Below are 8,949 nucleotides of genomic sequence, written 5' to 3'. Positions count from 1 at the left end.
GCTGTAGCCGTGCGGCCGCGCCGCCGGGGCTCCGCCCCGGACCCCGCGCCTCAAACGCCGGCGAGGCTGGATTTGCCGACGCCGGCTGAATCTTCAGCCCCTCCGGCGTTTGAGGAGCGGGGTTCGGGGCGGAGCCCCGAGAAACGGAGAAAGGGCGGGGCGGGGACAGCTCCGCGCAGCGGCAGCCCCGGAGTAGCGCGCCACGTCTGACTGTTCCTCAGATATCTGTCAATACCACGTCTGGGCGGACGGCTGGATTCCGCTCATGATGCGGCCATGACATCCAACCTGACGCGCCGTCAACTACTGGGACTCGGCGCCCTCTCGACCGCCGCCGCGCTCGGCTTCACCCGGATCGGGGCGGCCTCCGCCGCGGCCGTGGAGCCCGCCGCCGCCCAGTACGCCCCCGCCATCGTCGTCGGTTCCGGCTACGGCTCCGCCGTCGCCGCCCTGCGGCTCGGGCAGGCGGGCGTACGCACCGTCGTCCTGGAGATGGGCCGACTCTGGGACACCCCCGGGGCCGACGGCAAGGTCTTCCCCTCCACCTCCGCGCCCGACCAGCGCTCCATGTGGTTCCGCAACCGCACCGAGGCCCCGCTCGCCCAGTTCCTCTGGCTCGACGTGGTCAACCGCGACATCAGCCCGTACCCCGGCGTCCTCGACCGCGTGAACCACGGCGACATGTCCGTGTACGTCGGGCGCGGGGTCGGGGGCGGATCCCTCGTCAACGGCGGGATGGCCCCGACGCCCCGGCGCTCGTACTTCTCCGAGGTGCTGCCCCGGGTCGACGCCGACGAGATGTACGGCACGTACTACCCCCGCGCCCGGGCGATGCTCGGGGTCAACGACATCGACCCGGCCTGGTTCGAGTCCACCGAGTGGTACCGCTTCGCCCGGATCTCCCGCAAGCACGCCCACAACACCGGCCTCAAGACCGTCTTCGTCCCCAACGTCTACGACTTCGAGCACATGAAGCGCGAGGCGGCCGGCACCGCACCCCGCTCGGCACTGGCCGGCGAGGTCATCTACGGCAACAACCACGGCAAGAAGAGCGTCGACAAGACCTACCTCGCCGCGGCCGTCGGCACCGGCAACGTCACCATCGAGACCATGCAGCGCGTGGTCGGCGTACGGCCCGACCCGGCCGGGGGGTACGTCCTGACCGTGCGGACCAGTGACGTCACCGGACGGGTCACCCAGGTCCGCGAACTGGGCTGCAGGCAGCTCTTCCTCGGGGCCGGGAGCCTCGGAACCACCGAGATCCTGCTGCGGGCCCGCGAGAAGGGGACGCTGCCCGCGCTCAACGACAAGGTCGGGCTCGGCTGGGGCCACAACGGCAACGTCATGACCGCCCGCGCCAACCATCTGTGGGACACGGTCGGCTGCAACCAGGCCACCATGCCCGCGATGGGCATCGACGACTGGGACAACGCCGCGAACCCGGTCTTCGCCGAGATCGCCCCGCTCCCCATGGGCATCGAGCACTGGATCTCGATGTACCTGGCCATCACCAAGAACCGGGAGCGCGGGCACTTCACCTACGACGCCGCCACCGACTCGGCCCGTCTCAACTGGCGGCGGGACCAGAACACGCCCTCGGTCGACGCGGCGAAGAACCTCTTCGACCGCATCAACCGGCGCAACTTCACGATGTACCGGTACGACCTCTTCGGCGACAACAGGGCGTTCGCCGACAACTTCACCTACCACCCGCTCGGCGGCTGCGTCCTCGGGGACGCCACCGACCTGTACGGGCGGGCGAAGGGCTACCAGGGGCTGTACGTGGTCGACAGCTCCCTGATCCCCGGATCGCTCGGCGTGAACCCGTTCGTGACCATCACCGCCCTCGCGGAGCGGAACATGGCCCGGATCCTCGCCGAGGACCCCCGCTAACAGCTGCCTCCGGCCGCGGACTAGCCGCGGTACAGCGCCTCGATCTCGTCCGCGTAGTCCTTCGCCACCACGTTGCGCTTCAGCTTCAGCGACGGCGTGATGTGGCCCGACTCCTCCGTGAACTGGGAGGGCAGAATGCGGAATTTCCGCACCGATTCCGCCTTGGAGACCGCCGCATTGCCGTCGTCGATCGCCTTCTGGACGGCGGCGATGAGGTCCGCGTCCTCGCGCAGCTCCGCCGCCGTGATCCCGGCCGGCTTGCCGTTCTCCGCCGCCCAGCGGCCGAGGAACTCCTCGTCGATGGTGACCAGCGCGGCCACGAACGGCCTCGCGTCGCCGACCACCATGCACTCGGCGACCAGCGCGTGCGCCCGGATCCGGTCCTCGATCACCGCGGGGGCCACGTTCTTGCCGCCCGCCGTGACGATGAGCTCCTTCTTGCGGCCCGTGATCGTGAGGTAGCCGTCCTCGTCGAGGGTGCCGACGTCGCCGGTGTGGAACCAGCCGTCGGTCAGCGCCTCGGCGGTCGCCGCCTCGTTGTTCCAGTACCCGGTGAAGATCTGCTCGCCGTGCAGCAGCACCTCGCCGTCGTCCGCGATGCGCACCACGGAGCCCGGCATGGGCTGGCCGACCGTACCGATCTTCTGCTTGTCCCACGGGTTGAAGGTGGTCGCGGCACAGGACTCGGTCAGGCCGTAGCCCTCCAGGACCGTGAAGCCGATGCCGCGGAAGAAGTGGCCGAGCCGCTCGCCCAGCGGCGCTCCGCCGGAGATCGCGTACTCGCCGCGCCCGCCGAGGACCGCGTGCAGCTTGCTGTAGACCAGCTTCGAGAAGATCTTGTGCTTGAGCTTCAGCCCGAACGACGGGCCGCGCGGGGTGTCCAGCGCACGGCTGTAGGCGATGGCCGTGTCGGCCGCCGCGTCGAAGATCTTCCCCTTGCCGTCGGCCTGGGCCTTGGCGCGCGCCGAGTTGTAGACCTTCTCGAAGACCCGGGGGACGCCGAGGATCAGCGTGGGGCGGAAGGACTGCAGCTCGTCGGTGAGGTTCTTGATGTCCGGTACGCAGCCCAGGCGGATCGGTGCCAGTACCGCCGCCACCTCCACCAGGCGGCCGAATACGTGTGCGGCCGGCAGGAACAGCAGGACCGAGCACTCGCCGGTCTTGAACAGCGGGCTCAGGCGCTCCACCGCGTTGCCGCACTCCGCGAAGAAGTTGCGGTGGGTCAGCACGCAGCCCTTGGGGCGGCCGGTGGTGCCCGAGGTGTAGACGATCGTGGCCGGGTCGTCGGCGTTGGCGAGGCTGCTGCGCTCCTCGACCTCGGCGTCGGAGATCTCCGCGCCGGCGGCCTTCAGCGTCTCCAGCGCGCCCTGCTCGATCTCCCAGACCTCGCGCAGCTCCGGCAGCCGGTCGCGCAGCGAGGCCACGGACGCGCTGTGCGCCGGGCTCTCCACGATGACCGCCACGGCACCGGAGTCGCCGAGGATCCACTGGACCTGCTCGGGGGAGCTGGTCTCGTACACGGGGACGGTGACGCCGCCCGCGCTCCAGATCGCGAAGTCGAACAGCACCCACTCGTAGCGGGTGCGGGAGATGAGGGCGACCCGGTCGCCGGGCCGGATGCCGGCCGCGATCAGCCCCTTGGCCGCGGCCCGGACCTCGGCGAGGAACTCGGTCGCGGTCACGTCCTGCCACCGGCCGTCTGCCTTGCGGCTCATGACGGCGGTGTCTGGATGCTGAGCGGCGTTGCGGCGGATGAGATCCGTCAGGTTCCCGTCCGACGGGACCTCGTACAGGGCCGGAAGGCTGAACTCGCGCAAGACTGCTGCTCCTCTGGGCGCCATCGCCACCATGTGGACCGACCGGACGTTACCCACCGGTAGTGGGTTCCCGATAGGGGGAACCGGCCAGATGTTCCGTGCGTCACATTCTGTACTTACCCCGTCTCGCCCTTACGTGCCGACAGTAGTCGACCCCTCTTGCGACTCGGAAGTAACCGCAGGTCCGCCCCCCTCTCCCACCCCCTCTACCCGGCGCCACCAGGCACCCCTAGGGTGGGCGCCATGGGTGGCAGCATGCGGGGAGCGCAGGTCGGTACGAGCGGATCAGGCCGCACGCGGGTGCACGTCGTCAGCGACGTGCACGGCAACACCGAGGCCCTCGCCCGTGCCGGCGAGGGCGCGGACGCCCTCATCTGCCTCGGCGATCTCGTGCTCTTCCTCGACTACGCCGACCACTCGCGCGGCATCTTCCCCGACCTGTTCGGCGTCGAGAACGCCGACCGGATCGTCGAGCTGCGCACCGCGCGCCGCTTCGACGAGGCCCGCGCCTTCGGCCGGGAGCTGTGGGCCGGCCTGGACCGGGAGTCCCTGATCGAGGGCGCCGTACGCCGCCAGTACGCCCAGATGTTCGCCGCCTTCCCCACTCCCACGTACGCCACCTACGGCAACGTCGACATTCCGGGCCTGTGGCCCGAGTACGCCGACCAGCACGGTCTCACCGTGCTCGACGGACAGCGCGTGGAGATCGGCGGCCGCGTCTTCGGCTTCGTCGGCGGCGGACTGCCCTCCCCGATGCGGACCCCGTACGAGGTGGACCCGGAGGAGTACGCCGCCAAGGTGGAGGCCCTCGGCGAGGTGGACGTGCTCTGCTCGCACATCCCGCCGGAAGTGCCCGAGCTCTGCTACGACACCGTCGCCCGCCGGTTCGAACGCGGCAGCGAGGCCCTGCTCGCCGCCATCCGCCGCACCCGGCCCCGCTACGCCCTCTTCGGACACGTCCACCAGCCGCTGGCCCGGCGGATGCGCATCGGCCGCACCGAGTGCGTGAACGTGGGCCACTTCGCGGCCACCGGCCGGCCCTGGGTCCTCGAATGGTAGGGATCAAGCCGCATCGCGGCGGCCTCCGGCAGGGTGCGGGAGGCGCTGGAGTGGCGACGTCCACACGCGCGGTAGCCTTCACGCGGCGGCCCCAGGCCGCACACATCCTCGAACTTGCCCAGCTGCCGCTGGGAGGTACCCCCAGCCCGGAGGAGCGACCGCGATGGCGGAACACACCAGCTCAAGCATCACGATCGAGGCTGCGCCCACCGACGTGATGGCCGTGATCGCCGACTTCGCCCGCTACCCCGAGTGGACCGGCGAGGTGAAGGAGGCCGAGGTACTGGCCACCGACGCCGACGGGCGCGCCGAGAAGGTCCGCCTGCTGCTCGACGCGGGCGCGATCAAGGACGACCACACCCTCGCCTACACCTGGAAGGGCACGGACGAGGTCAGCTGGACCCTGGACAAGTCCCAGATGCTGCGCCAGCTGGACGGCTCGTACCGGCTGACGGCGGTCGACGGCGGGAAGCGCACCGAGGTCACCTACCAGCTGACCGTGGACGTCAAGATCCCCATGCTCGGCATGATCAAGCGCAAGGCCGAGAAGGTCATCATCGACCGCGCGCTCGCGGGCCTGAAGAAGCGCGTCGAAGCCGTCTGAGCCCGCTTCCCGCACACCGGAGCACCCCCACATGCACACCTTGCTCATCACCGGCCCCGGCGGGGCCGGGCGGACCACCGTGGCGGCGGCCACCGCCCTCGCCGCGGCCCGCCGGGGGCGGCGGGTGCTGCTGCTCTCCGGCGACGTCGGCGACCCGCTCGACGCCCTGATCGGGGACCCCGACGTCCCCGGGCTGCGGGTGGCCCGGGTGGACTCCGGCGAGGAGTTCCGCGAAGAACTCGTCGCCCTCCAGCAGCGCGGCTCCGCCCTGCTCGGCATGGTCGGCGCCCGGCCGCTGGGCGCCGAGGAGATCACCGAACTGCCCGGCGCCGAGCAGTTCGCCCTGCTCCGCGCCCTGCGCCGGGCCGCCGCCGCGCCCGGCACCGACCTCGTCGTCGTCGACATGCCGCCGCTCCACCAGACCGTGGCCACCCTCGCCCTCCCGGCCCAGCTGCGCCGCTACCTCGCCCGGCTGCTGCCCGCCGAGAAGCAGGCCGCCCGCGCCCTGCGGCCCGTACTGGCCCAGCTGGCCGGCGTACCCATGCCCGCGCAGTGGCTCTACGAGACCGCCGCCCGCTGGGACGAGGAGCTGGCCGCCGTCCAGGCCGTCGTCGAGGCCGACACCACCGAGCTGCGGCTGGTCGCCGAGCCCGGACCGGCCGCGGCCGACACCCTGCGCCTCGGCCGGCTCGGCCTCGCCCTCCAGCAGCTGCCCCTCTCCGCCGTCGTCGCCAACCGGATGGTCCCGCAGGACTCCGCCGACCCCTGGCTCGCCGGACTCGCCGCCCAGCAGGAGAAGTACGCCGCCGAGTGGGCCGGGGAGCTCCCGGTGGTGCCCCTCGCCCACCTCGGGCGCGACCCGCGCGGCCCGCAGGACCTGGAACGGCTCGCCGCCACGGACGGGCTCGTACCGCAGGCGCCCGCACCCCGCCGGGCCTGGGCCGTCGAGGACCGGCGCGCCGGGGACGGGGTCCTCGTCTGGGCCGTACCGCTGCCCGGCGCGCACAAGAGCGACCTCGACCTCGTCCGCCGCGGCGACGAGCTCCTGCTCACCGCGGGCCCCTACCGCAGGATCGTTCCGCTCCCCTCGGCGCTGCGCCGCTGCACCGTCTCCGGCGCCGCCCTCGCCGAGGGGGAGCTGCGCATCCGCTTCACCCCGGACCCGGGACTGTGGCCGCGTACGCAATGAACCGTGTACCCCCGTTCGGGTACCGTCGAAGGTAGTCGCCACCGCACGCCCAGCAGCTGCCGCAGAAGAGAGTCCGCCATGAGCGAGGCCACCGACCGCCCCACCGACGACGACGCCTGGGCCAGGGCCTGCGCCGAGGACCTCGCCGCCGAGAAGGAGCGTCTGCGCGGACAGGGCCAGGCCGGTGCCGGTGGCACCGGCACCGCCGCCGAGGAGCTGTTCAAGCTCTTCGAGGCCGTCGCCGACAAGGTCTCCGGGCTGAACAACCCGCTGTTCGGCGTAGCCGCACAGGGCGCCGTGCGCCAGATCGTCGACCAGGCCAGGACCGCCGCCAAGCCCGTCATCGAGCGCAACCCGGAGGTGTTCGACCACCTCGCGGCCGCCGGCTCCGAGCTGCTCGCCGCCTACCGCTCGGCCGTCGAGGGCCACGAGCGCCGCTGGACGCGGGGCGAACCCCCCACCCCCCGGCAGGCGTCCCACGACCACGACCCCCGCGACGACGGCCCCGACGCCGGCCCGTCCGAGCGGATCGATCTCGACTGAACCTCCGGCACCCTCGGGTACCGTTGGCCGTGGCGGGGTTTGACCGGAAACCGAGGGACTAATGGGACTCACCATCGGCGTCGACATCGGCGGCACGAAGATCGCGGCCGGCGTGGTCGACGAAGAGGGCACGATCCTTGAGACGTACAAGGTGCCCACCCCGCCGACCGCGGACGGAGTGACGGAGGCCATCTGCGCCGCCGTCTCCGAGGTCAGCAGCAACCACACCATCGAGGCCGTCGGCATCGGCGCCGCCGGATACGTGGACGACAAGCGCGCGACCGTACTCTTCGCGCCCAACATCAACTGGCGGCACGAACCGCTGAAGGACAAGGTCGAGCAGCGCATCGGCCTGCCCGTCGTCGTCGAGAACGACGCGAACTGCGCGGCCTGGGGCGAATACCGCTTCGGCGCGGGCCAGGGCCACGAGGACGTCATCTGCATCACGCTCGGCACCGGCCTGGGCGGCGGCATCATCATCGGCAACAAGCTGCGCCGCGGACGCTTCGGCGTCGCCGCCGAGTTCGGCCACATCCGGGTCGTCCCGGACGGGCTGCTGTGCGGCTGCGGCAGCCAGGGCTGCTGGGAGCAGTACGCCTCCGGGCGCGCGCTCGTCCGGTACGCGAAGCAGCGCGCCAACGCCACCCCCGAGAACGCGGCGATCCTGCTCGCGCTCGGCGACGGCACCGCCGAGGGCATCGAGGGCAAGCACATCAGCGAGGCCGCCCGGCAGGGCGACCTGGTCGCCATCGACGCCTTCCGCGAACTGGCCCGCTGGGCCGGAGCGGGACTGGCCGACCTGGCCTCGCTCTTCGACCCGTCCGCCTTCATCGTCGGCGGTGGCGTCTCGGACGAGGGAGACCTGGTCCTCGACCCGATCCGCAAGTCCTTCAAGCGCTGGCTGGTCGGCGGCGCCTGGCGTCCGCACGCGCAGGTGCTGGCCGCGCAGCTCGGCGGCAAGGCCGGGCTCGTCGGCGCGGCCGACCTGGCCCGCCAGGGCTGAGCGGCTTCACCCTTCTTTCCACGCCTGCCGCCCGTCGCGCCCCTTGGGGGAGCGGCGGGCGGCTGCGTATCTTGCGGGGCATGGACCAGCTGCCGAAGTCCCGTACGGAGCCCGACGGTTCTGCCGTGATCCGGGTACTCAGCTACAACATCCGCTCGCTGCGCGACGACGAGGAGGCGCTGGTCCGGGTCATCCGGGCGTGCGAGCCGGACCTCGTCCTCGTCCAGGAGGCCCCGCGGTTCTTCCGATGGCGCAAACACGCGGCGCGACTGGCCGCCCGGTGCGACCTGGTGGTGCTGGGCGGGGGCGCGACGGCGGCCGGGCCACTGCTGCTGTGCTCGCTGCGGGTCTTCGTGGAGCGCGCGGAGGACGTCCTGCTGCCGCGCACGCCCGGCCTGCACCGCAGGGGCTTCGCCACGGCGGTGGTCCGGGTCGCGGGGGCGCGGGTGGGCCTGGCCTCCGTACACCTGTCGCTCCAGTCCGCCGAGCGCCGGGCCCACGCTGACCTGCTGCTGGACCGGCTGGCCGACATGGACGTGCCGTACGCGATCGTCGGGGGCGACCTGAACGAGGGCCCGGAGGGGCCGGCCTACGGGCGGCTGGCCGCCGAGCTCCAGGACTGCCGGGCGGTGGCCCCGTGGGGCGGGGAGGCGACCTTCCCGGCGACGGCACCGGACCGCCGGATCGACGCCGTGTTCGCGACGAAGGGGGTGGAGGTGCTGGCCTGCGGTGTCCCCGAGGGCCTGCCGGGGGTCTCGCGCACGGACCTGCGCACGGCGACGGACCACCTGCCGGTGCTGGCGGCCCTGCGTTTGGCGGCCACGCCGTAGGCCGGTGGTCC

General features: G+C 72.2%; 8 protein-coding genes. 7 read left to right on the top strand and 1 reads right to left on the bottom strand.

Features of this window, described 5'->3' with window-relative positions; all coding sequences use genetic code 11:
- Nucleotides 1-276 precede the first annotated feature (276 nt).
- Nucleotides 277-1,893: a GMC oxidoreductase gene (locus ACWGE1_RS38035; RefSeq protein ID WP_453425040.1), complete on the top strand. Its 1,617-nt coding sequence runs from the start codon at nt 277-279 to the stop codon at nt 1,891-1,893.
- A 20-nt stretch (nt 1,894-1,913) separates the two neighbouring features.
- On the opposite strand, the gene ACWGE1_RS38030 is transcribed toward ACWGE1_RS38035, so the two are convergent.
- On the bottom strand, nt 1,914-3,710 hold the full coding sequence (locus tag ACWGE1_RS38030; protein WP_453425039.1) for an AMP-dependent synthetase/ligase: 1,797 nt from the start codon (nt 3,708-3,710) through the stop codon (nt 1,914-1,916).
- A 243-nt stretch (nt 3,711-3,953) separates the two neighbouring features.
- Between ACWGE1_RS38030 and ACWGE1_RS38025 the strand changes: the two genes are divergently transcribed.
- From ACWGE1_RS38025 to ACWGE1_RS38000, 6 genes are all read left to right on the top strand, one after another.
- Nucleotides 3,954-4,769 (top strand): metallophosphoesterase family protein, encoded by an 816-nt coding sequence (locus ACWGE1_RS38025; RefSeq protein WP_453425038.1) that lies wholly within the window; start codon nt 3,954-3,956, stop codon nt 4,767-4,769.
- Nucleotides 4,770-4,932: 163 nt separating this feature from the next.
- Nucleotides 4,933-5,373 carry an SRPBCC family protein gene (locus tag ACWGE1_RS38020; RefSeq protein WP_327262098.1) on the top strand — a complete coding sequence of 147 codons (441 nt, stop codon included), beginning with the start codon at nt 4,933-4,935 and terminating at the stop codon, nt 5,371-5,373.
- A 31-nt stretch (nt 5,374-5,404) separates the two neighbouring features.
- Complete coding sequence (locus ACWGE1_RS38015) at nt 5,405-6,562, top strand: ArsA-related P-loop ATPase (protein ID WP_453425037.1); 1,158 nt, start codon at nt 5,405-5,407, stop codon at nt 6,560-6,562.
- Nucleotides 6,563-6,640: 78 nt separating this feature from the next.
- The gene (locus ACWGE1_RS38010) at nt 6,641-7,105 is read left to right on the top strand and encodes a DUF5304 domain-containing protein (RefSeq protein ID WP_453425036.1); all 465 of its coding nucleotides are present in this window, start codon (nt 6,641-6,643) and stop codon (nt 7,103-7,105) included.
- A 61-nt stretch (nt 7,106-7,166) separates the two neighbouring features.
- Complete coding sequence (locus ACWGE1_RS38005) at nt 7,167-8,108, top strand: ROK family glucokinase (RefSeq protein WP_327262095.1); 942 nt, start codon at nt 7,167-7,169, stop codon at nt 8,106-8,108.
- Nucleotides 8,109-8,188: 80 nt separating this feature from the next.
- Nucleotides 8,189-8,938, top strand: coding sequence for an endonuclease/exonuclease/phosphatase family protein (locus ACWGE1_RS38000; protein ID WP_453425035.1), 750 nt, complete (start codon nt 8,189-8,191; stop codon nt 8,936-8,938).
- Nucleotides 8,939-8,949: the final 11 nt, after the last annotated feature.

The sequence above is a fragment of the Streptomyces sp. NPDC054932 genome (assembly GCF_053610205.1).
Note: the sequence above shows the minus strand (reverse complement) of the source record. Positions and strands in the feature narration are given on the sequence as shown.